At 33.4% G+C, this 24,250-nt stretch carries 30 protein-coding genes; all 30 read right to left on the bottom strand.

Going from position 1 to position 24,250, the window contains the following annotated elements; all coding sequences use genetic code 11:
- Positions 1 to 17: 17 nt before the first annotated feature.
- The 30 genes from frr to CS063_RS04100 all read right to left on the bottom strand — a co-directional run bounded on the left by frr (position 18) and on the right by CS063_RS04100 (position 24,243).
- A complete protein-coding gene (gene frr, locus CS063_RS04245; RefSeq protein ID WP_099448436.1) occupies positions 18 to 572 on the bottom strand; it encodes a ribosome recycling factor in 555 nt (184 codons plus the stop codon).
- A 16-nt stretch (positions 573 to 588) separates the two neighbouring features.
- The gene (gene pyrH, locus CS063_RS04240; RefSeq protein ID WP_099448435.1) at positions 589 to 1,299 is read right to left on the bottom strand and encodes a UMP kinase; all 711 of its coding nucleotides are present in this window, start codon (positions 1,297 to 1,299) and stop codon (positions 589 to 591) included.
- A 112-nt stretch (positions 1,300 to 1,411) separates the two neighbouring features.
- Positions 1,412 to 2,320, bottom strand: coding sequence for a translation elongation factor Ts (gene tsf / locus CS063_RS04235; RefSeq protein WP_099448434.1), 909 nt, complete (start codon positions 2,318 to 2,320; stop codon positions 1,412 to 1,414).
- Positions 2,321 to 2,339: 19 nt separating this feature from the next.
- Positions 2,340 to 3,083 carry a 30S ribosomal protein S2 gene (gene rpsB, locus CS063_RS04230; RefSeq protein ID WP_099448433.1) on the bottom strand — a complete coding sequence of 248 codons (744 nt, stop codon included), beginning with the start codon at positions 3,081 to 3,083 and terminating at the stop codon, positions 2,340 to 2,342.
- Positions 3,084 to 3,233: 150 nt separating this feature from the next.
- Positions 3,234 to 3,755: a hypothetical protein gene (locus CS063_RS04225; RefSeq protein WP_099448432.1), complete on the bottom strand. Its 522-nt coding sequence runs from the start codon at positions 3,753 to 3,755 to the stop codon at positions 3,234 to 3,236.
- 3 nt (positions 3,756 to 3,758) lie between these two features.
- On the bottom strand, positions 3,759 to 4,172 hold the full coding sequence (locus tag CS063_RS04220) for a DUF6115 domain-containing protein (protein WP_099448431.1): 414 nt from the start codon (positions 4,170 to 4,172) through the stop codon (positions 3,759 to 3,761).
- Between the two features lie 11 nt (positions 4,173 to 4,183).
- Positions 4,184 to 4,489, bottom strand: coding sequence for a hypothetical protein (locus tag CS063_RS04215; protein ID WP_099448430.1), 306 nt, complete (start codon positions 4,487 to 4,489; stop codon positions 4,184 to 4,186).
- 23 nt (positions 4,490 to 4,512) lie between these two features.
- Positions 4,513 to 5,262, bottom strand: coding sequence for a FliA/WhiG family RNA polymerase sigma factor (locus CS063_RS04210; protein ID WP_099448429.1), 750 nt, complete (start codon positions 5,260 to 5,262; stop codon positions 4,513 to 4,515).
- A 21-nt stretch (positions 5,263 to 5,283) separates the two neighbouring features.
- A complete protein-coding gene (locus CS063_RS04205; RefSeq protein ID WP_099448428.1) occupies positions 5,284 to 5,775 on the bottom strand; it encodes a chemotaxis protein CheD in 492 nt (163 codons plus the stop codon).
- Positions 5,772 to 6,395 (bottom strand): chemotaxis protein CheC, encoded by a 624-nt coding sequence (locus tag CS063_RS04200; RefSeq protein ID WP_099448427.1) that lies wholly within the window; start codon positions 6,393 to 6,395, stop codon positions 5,772 to 5,774. Before CS063_RS04200 ends, CS063_RS04205 begins: the two co-directional genes overlap by 4 nt.
- 19 nt (positions 6,396 to 6,414) lie before the next feature.
- Positions 6,415 to 6,870, bottom strand: coding sequence for a chemotaxis protein CheW (locus tag CS063_RS04195; protein ID WP_099448426.1), 456 nt, complete (start codon positions 6,868 to 6,870; stop codon positions 6,415 to 6,417).
- An 11-nt stretch (positions 6,871 to 6,881) separates the two neighbouring features.
- On the bottom strand, positions 6,882 to 8,903 hold the full coding sequence (locus CS063_RS04190) for a chemotaxis protein CheA (protein WP_099448425.1): 2,022 nt from the start codon (positions 8,901 to 8,903) through the stop codon (positions 6,882 to 6,884).
- Between the two features lies 1 nt (position 8,904).
- Entirely contained in the window at positions 8,905 to 9,537 is a 633-nt protein-coding gene (locus CS063_RS04185) for a CheB methylesterase domain-containing protein (RefSeq protein WP_099448424.1), read from the bottom strand.
- A 111-nt stretch (positions 9,538 to 9,648) separates the two neighbouring features.
- Positions 9,649 to 10,527: a MinD/ParA family protein gene (locus CS063_RS04180; RefSeq protein ID WP_099448423.1), complete on the bottom strand. Its 879-nt coding sequence runs from the start codon at positions 10,525 to 10,527 to the stop codon at positions 9,649 to 9,651.
- Positions 10,520 to 11,653 carry a flagellar biosynthesis protein FlhF gene (flhF, locus tag CS063_RS04175; protein ID WP_099448422.1) on the bottom strand — a complete coding sequence of 378 codons (1,134 nt, stop codon included), beginning with the start codon at positions 11,651 to 11,653 and terminating at the stop codon, positions 10,520 to 10,522. Before flhF ends, CS063_RS04180 begins: the two co-directional genes overlap by 8 nt.
- A complete protein-coding gene (gene flhA / locus CS063_RS04170; protein ID WP_099448421.1) occupies positions 11,650 to 13,689 on the bottom strand; it encodes a flagellar biosynthesis protein FlhA in 2,040 nt (679 codons plus the stop codon). The genes flhF and flhA overlap by 4 nt, the downstream gene beginning before the upstream one ends.
- A gap of 2 nt (positions 13,690 to 13,691) precedes the next feature.
- Positions 13,692 to 14,828 (bottom strand): flagellar biosynthesis protein FlhB, encoded by a 1,137-nt coding sequence (gene flhB, locus CS063_RS04165; protein WP_099448420.1) that lies wholly within the window; start codon positions 14,826 to 14,828, stop codon positions 13,692 to 13,694.
- On the bottom strand, positions 14,825 to 15,607 hold the full coding sequence (locus CS063_RS04160) for a flagellar biosynthetic protein FliR (RefSeq protein ID WP_099448419.1): 783 nt from the start codon (positions 15,605 to 15,607) through the stop codon (positions 14,825 to 14,827). Before CS063_RS04160 ends, flhB begins: the two co-directional genes overlap by 4 nt.
- Before the next feature lie 15 nt (positions 15,608 to 15,622).
- Complete coding sequence (fliQ, locus tag CS063_RS04155) at positions 15,623 to 15,889, bottom strand: flagellar biosynthesis protein FliQ (RefSeq protein WP_099448418.1); 267 nt, start codon at positions 15,887 to 15,889, stop codon at positions 15,623 to 15,625.
- 11 nt (positions 15,890 to 15,900) lie between these two features.
- On the bottom strand, positions 15,901 to 16,641 hold the full coding sequence (fliP, locus tag CS063_RS04150) for a flagellar type III secretion system pore protein FliP (RefSeq protein WP_308415421.1): 741 nt from the start codon (positions 16,639 to 16,641) through the stop codon (positions 15,901 to 15,903).
- Between the two features lie 34 nt (positions 16,642 to 16,675).
- Positions 16,676 to 17,023 carry a flagellar biosynthetic protein FliO gene (locus CS063_RS04145; RefSeq protein WP_099448416.1) on the bottom strand — a complete coding sequence of 116 codons (348 nt, stop codon included), beginning with the start codon at positions 17,021 to 17,023 and terminating at the stop codon, positions 16,676 to 16,678.
- Positions 17,024 to 17,111: 88 nt separating this feature from the next.
- The gene (locus tag CS063_RS04140; RefSeq protein ID WP_099448415.1) at positions 17,112 to 17,474 is read right to left on the bottom strand and encodes a response regulator; all 363 of its coding nucleotides are present in this window, start codon (positions 17,472 to 17,474) and stop codon (positions 17,112 to 17,114) included.
- A 17-nt stretch (positions 17,475 to 17,491) separates the two neighbouring features.
- Positions 17,492 to 18,769 (bottom strand): flagellar motor switch phosphatase FliY, encoded by a 1,278-nt coding sequence (fliY, locus tag CS063_RS04135; protein ID WP_099448414.1) that lies wholly within the window; start codon positions 18,767 to 18,769, stop codon positions 17,492 to 17,494.
- A complete protein-coding gene (fliM, locus tag CS063_RS04130; RefSeq protein ID WP_099448413.1) occupies positions 18,769 to 19,755 on the bottom strand; it encodes a flagellar motor switch protein FliM in 987 nt (328 codons plus the stop codon). The genes fliY and fliM overlap by 1 nt, the downstream gene beginning before the upstream one ends.
- A 24-nt stretch (positions 19,756 to 19,779) precedes the next feature.
- A complete protein-coding gene (locus tag CS063_RS04125; RefSeq protein ID WP_180270673.1) occupies positions 19,780 to 20,247 on the bottom strand; it encodes a flagellar basal body-associated FliL family protein in 468 nt (155 codons plus the stop codon).
- Positions 20,248 to 20,256: 9 nt separating this feature from the next.
- Positions 20,257 to 21,024: a flagellar motor protein MotB gene (locus CS063_RS04120; RefSeq protein WP_099448411.1), complete on the bottom strand. Its 768-nt coding sequence runs from the start codon at positions 21,022 to 21,024 to the stop codon at positions 20,257 to 20,259.
- A 12-nt stretch (positions 21,025 to 21,036) separates the two neighbouring features.
- On the bottom strand, positions 21,037 to 21,822 hold the full coding sequence (locus tag CS063_RS04115; RefSeq protein WP_099448410.1) for a motility protein A: 786 nt from the start codon (positions 21,820 to 21,822) through the stop codon (positions 21,037 to 21,039).
- Between the two features lie 12 nt (positions 21,823 to 21,834).
- On the bottom strand, positions 21,835 to 22,029 hold the full coding sequence (locus CS063_RS04110; RefSeq protein WP_099448409.1) for a flagellar FlbD family protein: 195 nt from the start codon (positions 22,027 to 22,029) through the stop codon (positions 21,835 to 21,837).
- Between the two features lie 18 nt (positions 22,030 to 22,047).
- The gene (locus CS063_RS04105) at positions 22,048 to 23,394 is read right to left on the bottom strand and encodes a flagellar hook protein FlgE (RefSeq protein WP_099448408.1); all 1,347 of its coding nucleotides are present in this window, start codon (positions 23,392 to 23,394) and stop codon (positions 22,048 to 22,050) included.
- A gap of 39 nt (positions 23,395 to 23,433) precedes the next feature.
- The gene (locus tag CS063_RS04100; protein ID WP_180270672.1) at positions 23,434 to 24,243 is read right to left on the bottom strand and encodes a flagellar hook capping FlgD N-terminal domain-containing protein; all 810 of its coding nucleotides are present in this window, start codon (positions 24,241 to 24,243) and stop codon (positions 23,434 to 23,436) included.
- Positions 24,244 to 24,250 lie beyond the last annotated feature (7 nt).

Genomic DNA, 24,250 nt, shown 5'->3' with positions numbered 1-24,250 from the left:
AGAGGAGCCTTCTACATTTATACAGATAATAATTCTTTACTTTTATTATCAACTAGCCTATCAATTTCATCTACGAAACGATCTGTTAATTTCTGTACATCTTTTTCGCCTACTTCTTGCTCATCTTCTGTGATTTCATTTGCTTTTTCCATCTTTTTTAAAGTTTCTAAAGCATCACGACGAATATTACGAATGGCTATCTTTGCATTTTCACCTTTTTTCTTAATATCTTTAGTTAAATCTTTTCTACGTTCCTCAGTAAGTTCAGGAAAAACAAGACGTATAACCTTTCCATCATTAGAAGGATTTATTCCAAGATCTGATTCGTGAATAGCCTTTTCAATAGCTTTAAGAAGAGAAGTATCCCATGGTTGGATTTGTAAAATACGTGCTTCTGGAACACTCATATTACCTACTTGTTGAATAGGTGTAGGTACACCATAATAATCTACTGTGATACGATCTAATACATGAGGATTAGCTCTTCCTGCACGAATAGTCCCAAATTCATCACCTAGAGATTGAATCGTCTTTTGCATTTTTTCTTCAAATTTTTTAAGCGTTTCTTTCATTATAATCCTCCTTAAATTACTCTTCTATAGAAATAGTTGTACCGATGTGTTCACCTTTAGCTACTCTTACTATACCATCAGTAGCTCCTAGGTCAAAAACAACTATAGGTAATTTTTGCTCAATACATAACGTTGCAGCAGCTGCGTCAATAGCCTTTAGGTTCTGACGTAAAAGTTCTTGACATGAAATTTGTGTATACTTCTTAGCCTCTGGATTTTGTTTAGGATCACTATCATAAACACCATCTATATTCTTAGCAAATAATAATGCATCGGCTTCAATCTCGCAGCCTCTTAATGCAGCTCCCGTATCTGTTGAAAAAAATGGGTGCCCTGTTCCACCTGCAAAGAAAACAATTTTTCCAGCTTGCATATGTGCTAAAGCTGCATCTTTAGAAAACAGCTCTGTCATACTTCCAATCTGAAAAGGTGTTTGTACAACACTTGGTATACCCTCTGCTCTACAAACATCTGCTACATAAATAGCATTCATGACCGTTGCTAACATACCAATTTGATCAGCCTTGGTGCGATCCATACTTCCTGAAGTTCTTCCTCTCCAGAAATTTCCCCCACCTATTACAACTGAAACTTCCACTTTGTTTTCGACAAGAATTTTCAATTGTTTTACAACATCTGTAATAATTAAATGATCAAATCCTCTTTGTAATGTTCCTGCTAAAGCTTCTCCACTTAGCTTTATTAATACACGCCTATAACCGTTCATTGTCTGCTCCTTCCTGCTATCACTACTCTATCATAAAAGCTTATTAATTTCTAGATGTATTTTAACTTTTATATTCATAAAAAAAGGGACACTGCTGTGTCCCTCCATAGACTTAACCTTGCATTTGTTTTGCAACTTCTTCAGCAAAGTTTTCTTCTTTCTTCTCAATACCTTCACCAGCTTCAAAGCGAACAAATGCTTTTACCATATCAGCTTTACCAATTTCAGCTGCTACATATTTACCAACTGTAAAATCTGGATCCTTAACATATTCTTGTTCAAGTAAACAGATTTCTTTAAGTTGTTTATTCAGTCTACCTATAACCATTTTTTCAATGATATTTTCAGGTTTACCTGGATTTTCGTTAAGTGCTTGATGCATTAAAATTTCTTTTTCATGCGCTTTCTTTTCTTCTGGTACTTCATTTACAGAAACAAATTCTGGGTTAGCAGCTGCAACTTGCATTGCAATATTTCTTCCTACTTCTTGAGCTTTTTCACCTTCTGCAAGAACTTCTACTAAAGAAACAATTTTTCCACCACCATGTGTATAAGAAGCAATTGTTCCTTCTGTTGATAATTTTGCAAAACGACGAATAGATAAGTTTTCCCCAATTGTTGCAATCTTTTCTGTTAGTACATCATTAACCGTTTTAGAAGCATCTGATGACCATGGAAGAGCTTTTAAAGCCTCTACATCTGCCACATCATTATTAAGAACAATTTGTGCTACTTCATTAACAAAACTAATGAATTGTTCATTTTTAGCAACAAAATCTGTTTCAGAGTTTACTTCAACGATAGCAGCCTTTTTACAATCAGCAGAGATAGCATCTTTAATAAGTCCTTCTGCAGCAACTCTATCAGCTTTTTTAGCAGCTTTTGCTAAACCATTTTCACGTAAGTATTCGATGGCTTTGTCCATGTCACCGTCTACTGCGTTTAATGCTTTTTTACAGTCCATCATACCTGCTTGTGTTCTTTCACGTAATTCTTTTACCATAGCAGCTGTTATTGCCATTTTAGTTTCCTCCCAAAAATTATTCAGCGATTGCTTCTTCAGTTACTTCGCTGTTTGCTTCTTCTGTTGTTTCAAAGATTTCACCTTGATTTGCTTCAATAATAGCATCTGCCATTTTTGCAACGATTAATTTAACCGCACGAATAGCATCATCATTACCAGGAATTACATAATCTACTTCTTCTGGATCACAGTTAGTATCTACAATAGATACAACTGGTATACCTAAAATATGTGCTTCTTGGATAGCAATTCTTTCTTTGCGTGGGTCTACTACGAACATAAGGCTTGGAATTTCTTTCATTTCTTTAATACCACCTAAGTTCTTCTCAAGTTTATCCATCTCTTTACGAAGTTCAATAACTTCTTTTTTAGGAAGTACATCAAATGTACCATCTTTTTCCATTTCTTCTAATTGTTTAAGTCTAGCTACACGGCTTTTAATAGTAGAAAAGTTAGTAAGCATACCACCTAACCATCTTTGATTTACGTAGTACATACCACTTCTTTCAGCTTCTGATTTAATAGATTCTTGAGCTTGTTTTTTTGTACCAACAAAAAGAACCTTTCCACCTGCCTCAGCTACTTCACGAATAGCTGCATAAGCTTCATCTACTTTTTTTGCTGTTTTTTGTAAGTCAATAATGTAAATACCATTTCTTTCTGTGAAGATGTATTCTTTCATTTTAGGATTCCATCTTCTTGTTTGGTGACCAAAGTGTACACCTGCTTCTAAAAGTTGTTTCATTGAAATTACTGCCATTTTAATACCTCCTGGTTAGTCCTCCGTATTTATTCAGAAATAGCAAACTGTTTCAGCACCATGCTATCCTATTAAATACGTGTGTTTTATTTTCGCTCTAAAGTATATCATACTTGTCTGCTAAATACAATCCTAAATCATCTTTTTCTTTTATCTTATAGCTAAAATAGCTAAAATCTCCTCATTAGAGGCTTCTTTTTCAAATTCTAAAACCCCACTTTTTAAATATCTCGTTTTATTTTGAGCACTAACATAGTCAAAAAAGTTTTTTTCATCTTCTATTACCCCTGCTTCTTTAAGAAGCTTACAAATTTCAATAGCATTCATTCTTTTAGAAATAAATACTTTAATCTTTTCATTTTGATTTTCATCAGTAAGGGTACTTGATTTTTCTATACCCTCCTCCTCTTGAGTTTCTTTTTTTAATCCACTTATTTCTTGCTTTAATTCTTGTAAAGCAGAAGATATTTTTTCATTAGATGGTATTTCTATTTGCTGTGCCTTTATTTCATCTGTTTGTTTTTCGGCATGTACTTCATTTTCTTTTACTATTTCCCTTATAGCCGACTCACAACTTAATATATATACCATCATAGTAATACCTGAAATAATCATTCCACACCCTAATCCAATAAGCCAAAATGTTACTTTTTTATTATTTCTTATCCTCATTATTTATCTCATGGTATAAAGTGAAATCATGAGATTCACTTCACCTATCCCCTTTTTTAATTTTTTAGCAATTTCCTCTATACTATAGCCTTCTTCATACATTTGTATCATCTCACTATTAATCATACTGGGATTTTCTTTTATGTTATTTTCCTTGCCTACTACTTCCTCTTTTTTTTGACTTGAGTGATTTAAAACCATTTCTCTTAAATTTCTATTTTTCTTTTCCTCTTCTTCTAAAAAATAAGAAAAGAGATCTTGAATATGACTACTTGATTCAGAAATAGAACGGTCTACCGTATAGTAATCTTCTTCATTTCGACTAGCCATCATAAGTACACCTATCATAATAAAAAGAAACCCTATTCCTATCCAAATCAAACAGAAAAAGGGTATATTTTGTATAGTTATAGCCATTGATGCTCCTCCTATATACGCATATCAAATTTATTTTGTTTTATATTTTTTTTATTTTTTTTAACCCCTGGTTCTTCTTTTGATTTTTCTTTTTGTCCCCTATTTTTATCCTTTTCCCGCTTTTTATCTAAATCATTATCTACTTTCTCATCTTTATCAAGCTGGTGTATTTGCTCCTTCTTAATCTCTGTTTCTTTTTGCATAATATGTGAGAAATGGCTCTGTTGTATTTGTTCCGCTTGATTGTGAGTTTGCTGACGTCCACTTATCTCCTGTGTTTGCTGATAAATAGTCTGTGTATCAATTGGCCTAATCATTATACCCCCCTCAACTAAATTTTTTATAAAGGTAATACTCTATCATATTTCTCCATTTTACTGCGTAAGCGTGACACTGCTTTTGTATGTAATTGGGATACCCTTGATTCAGATACTTCTAAAACATTACTAATTTCTTTTAATGTTAATTCTTCAAAATAATAGAGGAAAATCACTTGTTTTTCTCTATCTGGTAAATCCTCTATTGACTTAGTAAGCATTTCCTTTGTTTCTTGCTCTTGAACATAATGAGCTGGGCTCTCAGCTGTTGTATCTTTAATGGCTTCTAGTTGATATGAGTACTCATCTACAGAAATAAGTGTCGTAATATTAACCTCTTTTAGTAGCTCATTATACTCTTCTAATTTAATACCTAAATACTTTGCTACTTCCTCATCTTCAGGCTGTCTTCCTAATTGGGTTTCTAATTCTACATAGGCCCTATCCACTTCCTTTTGTTTTTTTCTTAAAGTACGTGGTACCCAATCTAATTTACGAATCGCATCCAAAATAGCCCCTCTAATACGTAAAGATGCATACGTCTCAAATTTTACATTTTTATAGGGATCAAATTTATCAATTGCATCAATAAGCCCTAAAATTCCATAGCTCACCAGGTCATCTAAGTCTACATATTGATTTAAATAAATTCCTAATCGACCTGCTACTAATTTTACCAAATAAATATAATGTTCAATGAGCCATTGCTTTGTTTGTAAATCTTTTCTTTCTACATATTGTTGCCAAATTTTATCTATATTATCTTTTAACATGTTAGAACCTCCGATACTTTGCTATATTTCTTTTATTCCATGCCCTATAGTTCTAACCAATAATATACCTGTATCCGTATGTAGCTCTATTGTTCTACCATAATTACTTCCTGTATCATTTGCTAAAATAGGTATATTCAACTTCTTTAAAATCTCCATAACTGCTGTTACGTTTCTTGTCCCTATTCGCATCATATCATCCATATTTTTAAATTCAAACATATGTGCCCCACCTGCGATTTTAGCCACAAGACGGCTAGGTTTAGCACCTATTATACTCATATCACAAATTAATTTCTCAATTGCTGTATCTGCAAACTTAGCAACGTTCTCATTATTTTTTATTTGTGTACTATCTGGAAGCATAATATGTGCTAATCCACCTATTTTAGTTATATTGTCGTAAAGAGCAATCCCTACACATGAACCTAAACCCAATGTAGTAAGTATATCGGGTGCCTTTGCAACATTTAAATCTGCCATACCTACTTTAACTACATTCCCCTCACTCATACCCAATCACCTAATACATTTACAATATTACTAAATGATGCATTATCTAAGATGATGATATAAGTTCCTTTCAGTATATTAGTCGCTTCCGTAAATTTAGTTTCAATAAATAACATTGTATTATCATTTCTTGCAAACTCTATAGCAGGATAACTTAAAATAGCTCCTGCCATGTCAATAGCCATCTGTGGAATAGATACATCTAAATCAAGACCTGTTAGACTATTCAGTGCATTAACATAAGAACCACCTAAAATGTTACCTGTCTCACATAGAACAGATAAATCCATTTCATCAAATTCTTCAACAGAGGTAACATTTTTATTTAAAATGAGGTTAACCATTTTTATTGCACTTTCCGTTTCTAATGCAAGAAGTAACATAGCATTTAAATCCCCATGTACATTAATAAGCATTCCTGCAATATACTTCTCAGGATCACCTAAAACACTTCCTAACTCTTGTATTTTTTCTATATGTACTTCTGTTATACTTATATCCAAAGTACGCCCTACTAATTTACCTAAAGAGGTCATTGCATTTCCTGCCCCGATATTCCCTGCTTCTCTAATAATATCTAGCTCTTCATTGGTTAAATTTCGATAATCTCTTTCTTTCAAGACCTTATTCTCCTAACCTTTACTTTTCAAAAGATTCTTCAATTATATTCTGAAGATTCAACAAGGTCACAATATTGTTATCACTTTGAACCTTCCCTACACCTAATAAATGATTTGACTTCATTTTGCCTTGTACATTCTGTACAACTTCTATAGCTACATCTGCAAGTTCAATAACTTCTTTTACTTCATCTACTATAATTCCTACCATTGCATCTTCCAATTTTACAATAATGATACGTGTTTTATCTGTAGTTTCTGTTTGCAAAAGTTCAAACTCTTCTCTTAAACTAATAACAGGAATAATTTCTCCTCTTAAGTTCATAACTCCTTTTACGCAATTAGGCGCTTTAGGAACACGCATAATGGGTTTCATTCTCTCAATAATTTGTACATTCTGTATATCAATTCCATAAAGTTGTTCATCTAATTTAAAGACAATAAACTGTCTTATTGCTTGAGCTGCATAATTCATATTCTCACCTCCTATATTAATGAGTTAACATCCAGAATCAATGCTACTTCACCATTACCTAAAATCGTAGCACCTGCAATAATATCAATTCCACTTAGATACTTACCTAATGACTTAATAACTATTTCTTGCTGTCCAATGAGAGAATCAATAATAAATCCAACTTGACGTTCTCCCTTCTTCACAATAACGCCCATCATTAGCTCCTTATCCTCTTGTTCTGGTAAACCTAGTACACGATGTAAACGAATAATTGGAATGATCTCGTCTCTTACTACAATAACTTCTTGCTTTTGAACTAGCTTAATATCTTCTTTTCGTACATCCTCAATATTTTGAATGTTATTAAGTGGGATGGCATACTTTTCTGAACCTATATTAATCATAAGTGCCTGAATAATAGCTAAAGTCAGTGGTAAACGTATTCTAAAAATACTCCCCTTATTTAATTCTGTCTGTACCTCAACATGTCCCCCCAGGGTTGTTATTTTACTTTTAACAACATCTAAACCAACTCCACGACCAGACAAATCTGTTATTTCTTCTGATGTACTAAAACTTGGTCTAAATAAGAGTTCTACTATTTCTTGATCAGACATTGTTCCAGCTTCTTCTTTTGTAATTGTTCCTTTTTGAATAGCCTTATTTTTAATTTTACTAACATCTATGCCCTTACCATCATCTTGTACTTCGATAACAACGCTATTACCATCTTGATAAGCTTCAAGCCTAATGGTTCCTTTTTTTGGCTTTCCACTTGCTATTCGTGCTTCAGTTGTCTCAAGTCCATGATCAGCAGCATTACGTAAAAGGTGAATAAGTGGATCTCCTATTTCATCAATAACTGTTCGGTCTAATTCTGTTTCCTCACCTAACATAACAAGTTCAATATCTTTTCCTAACTTACGAGATACATCTCTAATAAGTCTTGGGAATCGATTGAATACTGTTTCAACAGGTACCATTCGTACTTTCATAACTGCATCATGTAAACTGGTAGTTACCCTTTCAAGATATTCTACTGAATCATTGTAGTTACTACTTGAATCTTGAACATTGACATTGAGTCCTTCTAACTGTGTTTTAACAATGATTAATTCGCTCACCAAATTCATAAGCGTATCAAGCCGATCAATATTTACTCTTACTGTTTTACTTGACACCTGTTGTTTTCCATTTTGTTGTGCATTAGCTTCTGCTGAGTTCAGATGAGTTTCTTGATTTTCTTCTATCTGACTTTCTGCTGAAGTAATTACTTTTTCCTGTACTCCTTGATGAAGTGCTACAATTTCTACATTAGACACTTCTGATACACCTAAAATAACTTCTTGAAGACGCTGTTGTGATTCCTTAGTTACAAAGACAATGACAAAAGAATCTTCAAATTGCTCATCTTCTATATCTTGCACACTTGGTATACAATGAATGATTTCGCCCATTCTCTCTAAGTCTGTAAAAATAACAAAAGCTCTGGCAGATTTCAATACACAATTAGCTGAAAGATGAATATTTACCTGAAAAACATTCATATCCATTGCTAAAGCTTTATTCTTTATCGTTTCTTGCGCTTCTGGTAAAGCTATAATTTCTATATGAGAAGGACTTGCTGAAATAATTCTTTCTTTGCTTGTTTCTACTACTTCCTCTTTTTTCTGATTAACTATTCTTTCTAATTCACTGATTAATTGGGCATAATCTTCTGTACCCTCTCCTGCTGTATTTATAATTTCTTCTACATAATTCTCAAGAGCATCTAAACACTGAAATAATGTATCTAGCATATTACTATTTACTTTAATTTTTCCTGTTCTAATTTCAGATAAAACATTCTCGATATTATGGGTTAATTTCTGCATCCTAGTAAAACCCATGGTCCCAGCCATACCTTTTAAGGTATGAGCTACTCTAAATATTTCATTAAGTGTTTGAATATCTTCGGGTGTATTCTCTAATTTTAATAAATTTTCGTTTAACCTTTGTAGATTGTCTTTTGATTCTTCAATAAACATTTGTAAGTATTGACTAACATCCATTTTAATCCCCCACTATCTTTTTAATTGTTTGCGCAATTTTATCTGCTGGTACAATGTAGTCTGCTAATTCTGCATTAATAATCGCCTTTGGCATACCGTAAACTGTTGAAGTAGCTTGGTCTTGAGCAATCACTTTACAATCTTGCTTTAGCTTTAACGATTTAACGCCTTCTAGTCCATCATTACCCATTCCTGTCATAATAATGGCAATTATTTTTTTATTATTTAATTTTAATGAAGCCAATGATTCCATCATAATATTAACGGAAGGCTTTGCCCCCTTAAAAAGTGCATCCTCCATAATTGCTATTTGAGGGTTAATATTATTCACAATTCGTAACTGCTTTCCTCCAGGTGCAATATAAATAACACCCCGTTTCAGTTTATCCCCCTCTTCAGCTTCTTTTACGACAAGCTCACTCATCGCATTGAGTCGTTCTGCTAACGGCTTTGTAAAACCATCTGGCATATGTTGTGCAATTACATAAGTAGCAGGCAATTTTTCGTCTATTAGTGTTACTAATTGATTAAGTAATTTAGGACCGCCTGTAGAAATACCTATGGTTACAATATACTCATAAGTTGTGCCATCTTCTCCCACCCATCCAGAATCTATTTGTCTATTCACCTTCATATTCTGTCTCCTAAAATATTAAATAACCTCTATTTATACATTCTATTATACATCTTATTATTTTTTATTTATATGCATTATTGATAACTATCAGAAAAAAAGACTTAATCCTTAATGTGAAAATATTTTTTTAAAACGCTGTACCCAACTTATCTTTTGCTCATCTATTTTATTTATTGTTTGACTATCTTGTAACAGACTTTGAGCAATTTGATAATATGCTGTACTTGCTTTTGCTTTTTTATCATGTAAGAAAATAGGAATTTGTCTCTTTACTGCAGCTAAAATTAATTCATCATATGGCACAAAACCTGCATAATTTATTGTTGTCTTTAAAAAACTCTTTGTCACATAGGATAATTTATTAAATACATCATATGCCTCTTCTCTATTTTCAGCCTTATTAATTACTATTTTAATCTCTGGTTTAATAGGTAGTGTAGCTATTAATGTTTTAATAAGTGCATAAGCATCCGTTATAGATGTAGGCTCTGGTGTAACAATGATAAAAATTTCATGAGCTAACATGCAGAACTTTAGTACGATATCGTTGATACCTGCACCTGTATCAATAAGTAACATATCTGTCATATCTTCTAAATATACAAGTGCTTTCCCTATTTCTTCTATCTTTTCATTGGGTAAAAACATCATTTCTTTAATTCCTGATCCACCAGATATAAAAGAAATATCATATTTACTTTGAGTAACTAAATCTTTTAATTGACATTCTTCATTAATAAGCTGTGCCATATTATACTTTGGTCGCTCTCCTAATATAATTTCCACATTTGCTAAACCAAAGTCTGCATCTAATATAATGGGAGATTTTCCTAATGTCTTGAGACATAGAGCTAAATTAACTACAAAGTTACTTTTACCTACCCCCCCTTTTCCACTGGCAATAGTAACTATTTTCATATTACCTATAGGCCTCACTTCTTTATTTGAAGAAACCATTTTTCTTAATTGCTCTGCTTGATCATTCATAGTTTATTCTCCCTAATAAATCACTTGTGTAACGTTCTACCTCAAAAGTTATAATATCAGCTGGCACATTTTGCCCTACCGTTAAATAGAGGATAGGTTTTTGAGAGCTATATGCAATATTTAAAATATTACCTATTTGATCCGTTTCATCTAGTTTAGTAATAATAAGCTTAAACTCACCACATAAACCCTCATAGGTTTCTATAATCTTCTTAACATCTTTATAGGCTGTACTTGCATTCATTACTAAGAGCACTTCTTTCTCAGACACACTATCAATTAAAAATTTAACATCTTTAAGTTGCTCTACATTCTTATGAGAGCGTCCTGCTGTATCAATAAAAATATGATCTATATCTTGCCACTTATCAAGATAATGTAAAAGCTCTTTTTCTTCATAAATGATCTCAATACTAACACCTAAAATATCTGCATAAGTCTTTAATTGGTCAATAGCTGCAATGCGGTATGTATCTGAAGTAAATAGTACAACCTTTTTATTCCTATTCAGTACATAATCAGCTGTAAGTTTAGCAATTGTTGTCGTTTTTCCTACTCCTGTAGGACCTACAAAAAAAACAACTTTAGGTAACATCCTACTATTATCTACAGATTGAGTTAGTAACTCCTCCACTCGGCTATAAAAAAATCTTACGATTCCTTCTATATCTTCTTCTTGATTGTCCCTCATAAGTTTATCTATAACTTCTTGTTGAAGGCCTTGCTCAATTAATTTTTTATTTAATAAATCTTTCATCTTATCCGCTTCTGAGTACTCTAAAAACTTCTTATTCGTATCATTCCCTTCAACATGACTAAGCTTAGCAAGTGAAGCCTGCATTTCATTCATTTGAATTTTTAATGCATTTAACATCTCCATAGAAATATGAAAGGGCTCTCCTAATGTTTGATTTTGATTAACTTTTTCTTCTAGTTTTTCAGCGAAAGTAGGTTCATTTTCTGGAACAGCTACTGTTACTACCGTTTTAGTAGGTCTAAACCAATTTAAAATCCCTTTCTCCTTTTCTTTTTGTGTGCTTAAAATAAGAGCTGATTCACCATATTCCTTCTTTATTTGTTCGTAAATAATTTCTTCACTCTTTCCTTTAATCTTTAAAATTCTCATGCTATACTCACCATTCCTATTGACTGTATTTCTACACTTTGTTCAATTTCATTATAAGAAATTACAATTAAATCTGGTATGTACTGCTCAGTTAACTGTTTAAAATAAATACGTACAATGGGGGAAGTTAAGATAATAGGTTGTAATCCAATTGTCGTTAACTTGGCAATTTCCTTTTTTAGTTGCATAACAATACTTTGAATTGTTTTAGGGTCTAGAGCCACATAAGCACCTTGCTCTGTATGCTGAACATGTTCCATTATCTGTTGTTCAACAGCTGGGTCAAGTGTAATAACCTGATTAGTTCCCTCCATAAATATTTTTTTAGAGATAGCCCTAGAAAGGCCCTGTCTCACGTATTCTGTTAGAACATCTGTGTCACGAATAGTCGGAGCATAGTCTGCTAATATTTCACAAATTGTTACCAGATCGCGTATAGATATTCCTTCTTTCAATAAATTACTAAGTACCTTTTGAATGTCCCCTACACTTAATAGCTTAGGTGTTAATTCCTCTATAAGCGTAGAATGTGTTTCATTAACATGGTTAATAAGTGTCTTAACATCTTGCCTACTAAGTAATTCATGTAGATGTGCTTTAATGACTTCTGTTAAATGTGTTGCTATAATAGATGGACAATCTACAACAGTATATCCTTTAATTTCTGCTTTTTCACGCTGCATCTCTGTTATCCAAAGAGCTGGCAAACCAAAGGCTGGCTCCATTGTCTGGATACCATCTATTTCTTCTTCCACATAACCTGGGTTCATGGCCATATAATGATCAAAGAGAATTTCTCCTTTTGCTACTTCTACACCTTTAATCTTTATACTATAAGCATTAGGAGCAAGTTGAATGTTGTCTCTTAAACGGACAATTGGCACAATACTTCCTAATTCTAGCGCAATTTGCCTTCTAATCATAACAACTCGATCTAAAAGGTCTCCTCCTTGGTTTACATCAGCTAAAGGGATAATTCCATATCCAAATTCTAACTCTATTGGATCTACTTGAAGGAGTGAAATAACATTTTCTGGTTTCCTTATTTCTTCTGCTTGTTCATCCTTTTCATCTATAGCAGATTCAATAGCTGATACTTTTTTCTTGTTTGAAAATCGAAAAGCTATAACAAACCAAACAATAGCAATAGGAAAGGTAACAAGAGGTCCCATCGGTGTAAATAATCCAAGTGCTACAAGCGTAATCCCTACTACATATAAAACAATAGGGGAGTAAACTAACTGCTTAAGAATAATGCTACTCATCCCATCATCTGTGTTCGTCTTTGTAACAAGGATACCTGTTCCTGTTGAAATAAACAGAGCAGGTATAGAACTTACAAGTCCATCACCAATTGTTACAATTGTATATTTTTGGAGAGCATCCATAAATGCCATATCCTTCATTACCATACCGATAATAAGTCCACCTACAATATTAACACCTGTAATAAAAAGCCCCACCACCGCATCATTCTTTACAAATTTAGAAGCACCATCCATAGCTCCAAAAAAAGCAGCTTCATCTTGAATTTTTTTTCTTCTCTCTTTTGCCTGCGTTTCATCAATAAAACCCGTATTAAGATCTGCATCAATAGCCATTTGTTTTCCTGGCATAGCATCTAATGTGAATCGAGCTGTAACCTCTGCTACACGCTCAGAACCTTTTGTAATAACCTTAAAGTTTACAATAGTAATAATAATAAAGATAACGGCACCGATAACAATATCTCCACCAGCTACGAATTCTCCGAAAGCTTGTACAACTTCACCTGCATAACCATTTTGAAGAATCAAACGAGTAGATGAAATATTTAGTCCCAATCTAAAAAGTGTTGTTAAAAGAAGCATAGTTGGGAATAAAGATAAATCCAAAGATTCTTTAGAAAATAAAGCACTTAATAAAATCATAGCTGCAATAGAAATATTTATAATCATAAGCAAACTTAATATAAAGTCTGGTAATGGAATAATAACTAGGAAAATAACACCAATTACAAAAATCCCTAGTAAAATATCTCCTGATTTGAACTTCATCTTTATTTCCTCCTATCTACTTTCTTCTGATTGAGGTTATACACAAATGCCAGTACTTCTGCTACTGCACCGTATAACTCTGGTGGCACTTCTTTTCCCAAATCAACTGTATAATAAAGCGCACGTGCTAACGGTTTATTTTCTACAATTTGTATATGCGATTCTTTTGCTTTTTCTTTAATTTTTTGTGCTACATAATCTACACCCTTTGCAGTAACAATAGGCGCACTGTTTTTTTCAGCATCATACTTAATAGCTACTGCAAAGTGCGTTGGGTTTGTAATAATAACATCTGCTTCAGGCACGGCTTGCATCATACGTTTCATTGAAGCTTCTCTCATTTTTTGTTTGATTTTTCCTTTTATTTGCGGGTCACCTTCCATGTTTTTATATTCCTCTTTCACTTCTTGCTTTGTCATTTTAATACTCTCTTCATGTTTATGCTTTTGATACAAATAATCTAATACGGATAATATAAGAAAAGCTCCTCCTACATAAAAGCCTATATAAATAACGGTGCTTCCTAAATTAAATAAAATCTGACGTGGCGCAAAATCATAAAACTTTAAGAAAGTAGGGATACGTGACTGAATAATGGAATAAACAATGTAACCTAGAATAATAACTTTTCCCACAGAAATAAGTAATTTAAAACCTGACTCTGCAGAAAAAATTCTTTTCAATCCTGATAGAGGATCCATTTTTGAAAATTTAGGTTCAAAAGGTTTACCACTTGGCTTATAGCCTACTTGAATGTAACATATTAGAAAAGCTATTAAAAATAAGCCTCCCCATAACGGGGCAGAAGTTATAATAATATCCATTATAGCTTTTCCAGTTAAGTTATAAAAATAATTCACTTCTGTTTGTTTTAAAGCTTCTGTCCAACCATTAATTGAAATGGTCACCATCTGCTCTATATTGTTTAACATATAGCCTGCTAAAACTAACATAAATGCACAAAAACCTACAATGAGTACGGCTGTATTGAGTTCCTGGCTCTTAGCTACTTGTCCTTTTTTTCTAGCATCCTCCCGTTTTTTATCTGTTGCCTTTTCTGTTCTACCTTCATCCTCCGCTGAAAAAAAGGTTAAATTTAAAAAATAAAGTTGTTTTACCTCTACACACTCATTTCTCATGATATCATTCCTTGTATTAAACTCATTACAGTACCTATTAGCTCATCTAAAATAATGTCATTAAATACAGTAAATAGACCTAGTGTTACAATAAGTAAGAAAAATAAAACAAGCATTTTAAGTGGAATACCGATGATGAACATATTCATTTGAGGTACAGTACGTGCTAATATTCCTAAGCCCCAATCAATAATGAGTAAAACACCTAAAATAGGCATTGTCAGTTTAAAGCTAATTAACCAATAATTTGAAATTGCTTCAACTATAGCTTTCATTACATGAGGCCCAAAAACAGCTTGATCAATAGGAATTTTCTTATAGGAATCAATAAGTATTGTTATAAACCACTCATATCCTCCACTTAGTATAAAAATCACACTAAAGCCCAACATGTAAAAACGACCAATAGTAGGTACTTGTGCACCTGCAGCAGGATCATAAAGTTGACTCATTGACATTCCACTTTGCATTCCGAACAGCATTCCCATAAAATAATAAACTTGAAAAAAAATCTTCATTCCAAAACTAATAATAAGTCCTACCATACATTCTTTAACAATAACAAAAGTATACCCTAGTAATGTAGGATTATAGATTGGCTTTGTTACTTGACCCGTATAAATTGTAATAAGTGCTAGGATTGCACTAAGTCCTGATAAAGCTAGAGGTGGAATTTTGGATTCCTCTGTTACTGGCAAAAAAATAAAGGCACAAATAATCCTGCAAAATACGAGTAAAAAAATATCTATATCCTTATATAAACTCATTAACTCTTCCATAAGTTTGTCCTTCATCTAGGCTATAAAATTACTAAAACTACTTATAATTCGCGTAGTAAAACCAATTAATGTATTCATCATCCATCCACCAAATAAAATGATTGCCATAAAAGTAGCTATAATTTTAGGAATAAATGCTAATGTTTGTTCTTGGATAGATGTAGCTGTCTGAAAAATACTCACAACTAATCCTACACTTAATCCTGTTAGTAAAACAGGTAAAGAAACCTTAATAATAGTTAATAAGGTTTCACGCATTATATCTATTACTAGTTCTTCCATATTCAATCCTCCTACTGAAATGTTTGAATAAGCTGGGCAATAATCAAATTCCATCCATCAACTAATATGAAAAGTAAAATCTTAAAAGGTAAGGAAATCATAACTGGTGGTAACATCATCATCCCCATGGACATAAGAGTGGACGCCACTACCATATCAATTACAATAAAAGGTAAATAAAGTAAGAAACCGATAATAAATCCTGCACGTAATTCACTAATAATAAAAGCTGGTACAACAATATGTAATGGAAGCTGCTTTTCAAGATTCGAATCATCTTCTAAAGGTTCTCTTCCTGATAAGTCCATAAACAATTTAATATCTTCATCTCGCGTCTGTTTAAGCATAAAACCTTTAAGAGGCTCTACTCCTCGCTCTAGAGCAGCTTGTTGAGTAATTTCTTGTCGCTGATAGGGCTCTAGAGCATTTGTTTTTATTTCCGAAAATACAGGACTCATTACAAAAAATGTTAAAAACAAGGCAAGCCCAATTAAGATTTGATTAGAAGGCATTGTCTGCGTACCGATAGCTGCCCTTAAAAAATGTAATGTAATGATAATACGCAAAAAAGCCGTCATCATAATTAAAATTGACGGTGCTAGAGCAAGGATTGTAATAATAAAAATGATTTGCAGACTACTACTTACCTCTTGTGGGGAGTTCGCCTTATCGATTGATATATTAATACCTGGTAAGCCAGCAGATTCAATAGGATTTCCATATGTAATATTAATAAATGAAAAAAATAGCATACTTACTCCTATTATGTATAAAAGCATTTTCTTCTTATTTCTCATGTTTTTTTACCTGCCAATCTTTTGCAAATGCTATTAAATGTTCTTGGAAGGACTTTTCCTGGGGAATATTTATCTCAAGTTCTACCCCATCCAATTTTGCACAATAACGTATCCCTTCTTTTCCACAGCTCATTAAATGATACTCTTTTCCTATTTTAACAATATATAAATAATGAGCTTGTCCTAATTGTAAGACCTCTATAATTTGCATATTTTTATTGAAATGCATTTTTTTATTTATCATTGCCATTTTTCGAGTAACAAAATAAGTCAAAAAAAGAACACCACCAAAAACAATTAATAACAATAGAATTTCAAAAAAATCTTTTATCTCCATATACTCACCGTTATGTTTTATATTATTTCGTATACAATATTAGTGGTATTTATAACCAAATACCACTAATATTTGTTCTATTAATCTATTAACCTAACACTTTACGCACAGCTTCAAGTACACGGTCCGCTTGGAAAGGCTTTACGATAAAATCTCTTGCCCCTGCTTGTATAGATTCAATAACCATTGCTTGTTGACCCATTGCTGAACACATTACAATCTTTGCACTTGGATCAAAAGCTTTAATATTTTTTACTGCATCAATTCCATTCATTTCAGGCATAGTAATATCCATAAGAACCAAATCTGGATTTAGTTCTTTGTACTTATCAACCGCCTTAAGCCCATTATCAGCTTCACCTGCTACATCATAACCATTTTTACTTAAGATGTCCTTAATCATCATTCTCATAAATGCTGCATCATCAACTATTAATACACTCTTTGCCATTATCTTATACACCTCTCCTATATTCTATCTTCGGGATTAATTATATCTGTAATACGAATTCCAAAGTTTTCATCGATAACAACCACCTCACCTGTAGCAATAAACTTACCATTCACTAATACATCTACAGGCTCTCCAACCAATCGATTAAGTTCGATAATACTTCCTGGACCAAACTCAAGAATCTCTTTAATCTTCCTTGTTGTCCTTCCAAGTTCTGTTGATACCTCCAAAGATACATCCATTAATAAATCCATATTTTCTTTTGGATAAACCTTTTTCACTTTATCAAAAGACTGAAATTGTGGTGTTTGTACATCCACATCTCTTCTATATGTATTGCCATAATTAGTTCCTTGCTGCCCTTCACCATAATAATGCATATTTTGAGGAGGAGTTACTTGATTATAGTAAGGATCTGGTTGTGGATTATAATAAGGCTGTCCATCACTCTCCCTATAATTAGGTGTAGGCGTTGGTGTTGGTTGTACAGGTGGCGGTGCTAACTCTGGTGTTCGATTTTCTCGTGATGTTACTGGTTTTTCTTCTATTACTATTTCAGTTTCAGTAGAAGCTAATAAACCTGATATGAGGTCTTTTGCAAATTGTATAGGTAAGACCTGCATGAGTTCACTATCTATAATGTTTTCTTCAATTTGAAGTCTAAAGGAGATCTTAACAACATCTCCTTTAGGTCCAAAAACACTCTCTAAATCAGAACCTAAACGGATAGCTTGTGGAGGGCTAATATCTATTTTTTTATTAAATATTTGAGCCATAGATGTAGAGGATGAACCAATCATTTGGTTCATTGACTCCGCAATAGCACTTAAATGTAGGTCTGTAATCGGCCCCTCTATATAACTTCCGGTTCCCCCCATCATTAAATCTGCTATAACTTTTACATCATGTTCTTTTAATATTAATAAATTGGCACCTGTTAAACCTTCTGTATAATCTACTGATACAGCAATTAAATCATCAGAGATTATTTCTGAAAATTCGTCCCATGTCATTGCTTCAACAACAGGCGTTGTAATCATAACTTTATGATTAAGCAACGTAAACAAAGTTGTAGCAGCAGTTCCCATACTAATATTTCCAATTTCTCCCAAAGCATCTATTTCTTCAGGTGTCAATACTTCAGAACCTATTTGAAGAGCTTCTGAACTATTACTATTGGTATTGTTCATATTATTTGTATCATAAGCATTACTTATCTCACTCGGGTCATCTAGTGACATATTTCCTAGTAATGCATTAATTTCTTCCTGGGAAAGCATCTCGGCTACCATTATTCATCCTCCCTCATTACTACTTGATTGATTTTTATTGCAACTTTATTTTTATATTCTCCTGGAATGCCTCTAAATTTCAGAATATTACCTACGCATACATCTAAGTCTGCATCAATGCTTTTATCCAATTTGATAATATCGCCCCTTTGCAGTTCCAGAAATTCTTCTATAGTGATATGGGTTTTACCGAGTATTGCCTTAATAGGAATAGGGCTTTTTTCAACCATCTTCTGAATATAACTCCCATAAGATGGTCCCAGTTCTTGCTCTTTCTGTGAAAACCAGTACCTGGTGTTTATTTTATCCATAATAGATTCAAGAACAAGGTGTGGAATACAAATATTCATCATGCCTGCCACATTTCCTATTTTAACATTCAATGTAACTAATGCAATAATTTCATTTGGTGAAATAATCTGTACAACCTGTGAGTTTGTCTCTATCTTCTCTAACTGTGGGTCTAGCTCCACAACATTTTCCCATGGCTCTACTAGCAATTGAACAAACTGAAGAAAAATCTTTTCTAAGATAACATGCTCAATATCTGTAAACTCTCTAATTCTTTCTAATCCTTGTCCACTACCACCTAAAACTCTATCTATTATAGTATATCCCATATTAGGAGATAATTCCATAAGAATAGACCCCTTTAATGGTCTAAAATCCGTTACAGCTAAAATAACAGGATTAATAAGTGCATTAGAGAATTCTGAATAAGTGACCGCTTCGGAATTCATTACCTCCACTGATACCATTGTACGCAAGTGCCCTGATAAGTAGGTAGATACTAGCCTTGCATAACTTTCAAAGATAATCTCCAATGTACGTAGCTGCTCTTTAGAAAATTTAGAAGGTCTAGCAAAATCATACGCTTTTATAGGTTTTTGTTCATTGGACTCATGCATATCACTTACATCAAGTTCACCGGTATTCAAGGCTTTAAATAAATCATCTATTTCACTTTGAGATAGTACCTCTCCCACTTTGTCACCTCCTTTTGTAACGGTTTATTGAATAAAGAAGTCACTGCAATAAACTTTTTCTATAATCTTTGTATCTAAAAGCTTATTTATCTTTGTTTTGACCTCATCACTGAGCTTTGTTTTTCCATCCTTTTTATTCATCATCTCAAAAGTTTGTTCACGCATAATATCAATAATAGCATCACGAATGATTACATTCTTTTCTGTGACATCACTATTAAATTTCTTAAATTCTTTTGATTTTTCATCTACTCCAAATGAAATAACGACACGCATAACATGAGATTCTCCATATTCATCCGAAAGATTAACAGTAATCGCATCACCTAGTCCTACAACTTTAAGTTCCTTGGGTTTTTCTTCCTTTACAGCTTCACTTACTGCACTATTAGTCTTGTTTATTAAGTTAAGAACTACAAAGGTGCATCCACCAATGGCAATAAGAAGTATAGCAAGAGTTACTATAACAAATATCTTGAATTTTTTGTCCACTTCAATCACCTACTTTTCCAAGTTCTCTATATTATCTTTACTTATTTTAATTTCTACTCGTCTATTCATAGCTCTTCCCTCAGGTGTATTATTGGTGGCAATAGGATTATGCTCACCAAAGCCTTCTGTAGAAATATGAGCAGGATTAAATTCCATCTCGTTTACAAAGAATTCTGTAACAGCTATAGCTCTTGCTGCAGATAAATACCAATTGCTTTTAAATTGTGCTGTCTTTATAGGTCGATTATCTGTATGTCCCTCAAAACGTAAGCGATATCCACTAGATAAATAATTTTGTAATTTTACACCTAATGTATTTAATACCGGGATTGCCCCTGGTTTGATATCTGCTTTACCAGAATCAAATAATAAAATATCATCAAAACGTATGATAACCTCATCTCCATCTTGTTGGATCTCTACTTTATTAGTTAAATTCTTTTCATCAACATACGTTTGTAAACTCTCTTTAAGCTTTTGAATACCTTCATCCTTCTTTGCATTATTATCTGTTTCTGAATTATTTGTCTTCTTTTTAGTGGGATATTGATTAATACCATTTCCTAACATATTTGTGTTTTCCTGAACAGTCTCTCCACCAGTAAGTATTCCTGCTGCCCCTTCAAAGGAAGCTACAAGTGCTTTAAACTTTGCTACATCAACTGTAGACATGGAGAAAAGAAGTACAAAAAAAGTGAGCAATAATGTCATCATGTCCCCGTAAGTATTCATATAGGCGGGAGCGCCCTTTTTAGGTTCATCTTCTTTCTTTTTCACTTTTCCACCTACCTATTCTTCTTCATTCTTAGGAACTTCAAAGTTTTTACGCATAGCTGGAGATAAAAATGCTTTTAACTTTTCTTCTATTACACGAGGATTCTCACCTGCTTGTATTGATAAAAGTCCTTCTATCATAACTTGTTTATGTAATACTTCTTGATCACTAATTCCCTTTAATTTGCTTGAAACGGGAGTAGCAAAAAAGTTAGCTAATAATGAACCATATAATGTTGTAATTAAAGCAACACTCATTTTAGGTCCTATTGTGGTAGGGTCATCTAATGAATCCAACATGGCAATAAGGCCGATAAGTGTACCAATCATTCCCCATGCAGGTCCCAATTCTGCTACAGTTGCCCAAAAACCTTGATTATCCTTATGCCTATTTTCTACAAATGCAATTTCTGTTTCAAGAATACTACGTAACAACTCTGCGTCTGTACCATCTACTATAAGAAGAATACCTTTTTGTAAAAAAGCATCATCCATTCCTTGAGCAATTTCTTCTAGAGCTAATAAGCCTTCTTTTCGTGCTGCAAGAGCTAATTCATTAATTTGAGTAATAACAGCAGTAGGATCTGACTCTTTACTAGAAAATGCATGCTTTACTGTTTTTAATGCCGCTAAAAATCGTTTTAAAGGATAGGATACAAGTAACGCTGCCAATGTTCCTCCAAAAACAATCATTACAGAGGGAATATCAACAAATAGCCCTAATCGCCCTCCTGAAAAAACAATAGATAATAGAATGAATACAGTTCCGGATACTAACCCAATGACTGTTGCTATATCCATTTCCTTCCCCTCCTACTCTTCTACTACCTGTAGAATTTTCCTCTTGTAATCTATAATTCTCTTTATGATCTCTGCTGTACTTTCTATCACAATAAATTTATTACCTGTCGTCATCGTAATCACCGTATCTGGTGTTTGCTCCAGTGTCTCTATTAAATCTGAATTTAGCGTAAGCTCCTGGTGATTAAGCCTTGTAACTGTAATCATGTATTTCACCTAACTCTCTTAACGTTTAAGGTTTGTTAACTCTTGAAGCATTTCATCTGACACAGAAATAATACGCGAGTTAGCTTGAAAACCTCTTTGTGTGACAATCATATCCGTAAATTCACTGGATAAGTCTACGTTAGACATCTCTAAAACACCTGCTTGAAAATTCCCTACTTTACCTACATTATCAAAGTCTCCTGAGTTAGCTGTTGCCGTATACAGGTTATCACCATTCTTCTCAAGCCCAGCTGGATTATCAAACTGAGCCACTACAATCTGCCCAAGAAGACGTCTATCTCCATTACTATAATAAGCAGTAATTTTACCATCTGTGCCTACATCATAACCACTCATTGTTCCAGCTGCTTTACCAGCATTCTTCCCATCCTTATCACCTACTTTGGTGTTGACATTTGTTTTAGAAGCATATTGAGTTAAGCCACTATAATCTATCGTAATCTGACTTATATTAGCTATAGGTCCTGTCGTTGCAGTGGTTGCTCCTGTATCATCTAGTAGTAGTGCTTTACTCATATCAATTGTAGGAAGTGTAAAAGCAGCTGTAGTAGTTAATTTCCCTGAAGCATCAAACTCTAACTCTATATTGTTTGGAAATATTTCAGTAGCTTGTGCTGCTTGATAGGTATTACCATTTTGATCTGTTAATATAATGGGCTTACCTGTTTCACCATTTTGATCTGTTACTGACCATTTTCCAGCATCATATTTCAAGAAAACATTGATAGAATATAAATTTCCTAAGCTATCATACATCTTAAGCTGGCTCGGAACCCCTTTACCATCTGTACCATCATCTGTATTTAAATTACCAGAAAGAGAGGTAGCTGTTGTAGCCTCTGGAGATGTAAACTTAGTAGTTGGATCATTGAGCTTAAGAGGCTCTACATCTTTACGTGTAATTTCTTTTCCATCTTTACTTGCTGGCCAGCCCTGTACTTTCATTCCATTAGGAATAATAAGGTTCCCTTCATCATCCATTCTCAAGGCTCCTGCACGTGTGAAATATTTACCTGTCGCATCTCCTACAACAATAAATCCTTCTCCATTTATCATAAGGTCAAAAGGATTATCTGTACGCTGAGCTGCCCCTTGAGTCATAAGCATATCAATAGAAGAAATATTAACACCTAAACCAACCTGCATAGGGTTAAGGCCACCTCTACCTGTCTCATCACTTGCTGCACTTGCACTTTGTAAGGTTTGAGAAAAAACTTCATTAAAGGTAACACGTTGTGACTTATATCCAATTGTATTAACATTGGCAATATTATTACCAATTACATCCATACGTGTTTGATGCACACGAAGTCCAGATACCCCTGAAAACATGGATCTCATCATACTATTTTTCCTCCTCAATCTATCTCTTAGTTTATCAAATTATTTGTTTGTAACCGTCTTCACATCATCAAAATCTACGAATTGGCCATTCACATAAACATAAGTACTATCTTTTGTAATCTTAATATATTCTGCCAATCCTTCTATATCTTGTTTTTTGCCTTCCTTATCTGTATAGGTAGCTGTAACCCATCTACCGGTTAAAGTTGGTTTCTCTACAATATTTTGTATGTTTTCAAAAGCAAGTTCTACTTTATTTTTATCAGTTCCCATTGTTAAGTAGGGTAAACCAGACTTCATGATAATACCTTGTATTTCTCCTTCTACAACAACCTCACTCTCTACTCCTTGTGCATTTTTCTCAGTAAATACTCCTTGAACTGTTTTTCCTAACAAATCAAAAGCTGAAGTATTAGATTGAATATTAGTTGCATCAATTACAGCAATAATACCATCCTTAGAAATTTCATTTTCACCAATTCCAAAGAGTTGCTCCCCATTTTGGGTTTTCACATAATCAATCTTACCAATAGCATATTGTGTGGTCCCTGACTCATCTTCATATTGATACTGCACTTGTTGTCCAATAAGAGCGTGGGCTGATTGTTGTTCTATTGCCTTAGCTACATTCATCATTTGTTCAAGCGCTGAAAACTGTGCCATCTGTGCCATCATCTCTTGATTATCCATAGGATTAAGAGGATCTTGGTACTTCATTTGTGTTACTAATAAATTGATAAAAGCATCCTTATCTAATTCTTGATTAATAGTCCGTTTACTATCTACCTTTAACAAATCACTTGTAGGAGTCACAAGATTTGAGGGTGTTGTTACCTCAGTTGTACTCATAGTCATT

Source organism: Sporanaerobium hydrogeniformans, from assembly GCF_002735925.1.
GTDB lineage: Bacteria > Bacillota > Clostridia > Lachnospirales > Cellulosilyticaceae > Sporanaerobium > Sporanaerobium hydrogeniformans.
The sequence above is the reverse complement of the archived record's forward strand: the minus strand, read 5'-3'. Positions and strand labels throughout refer to the sequence as shown.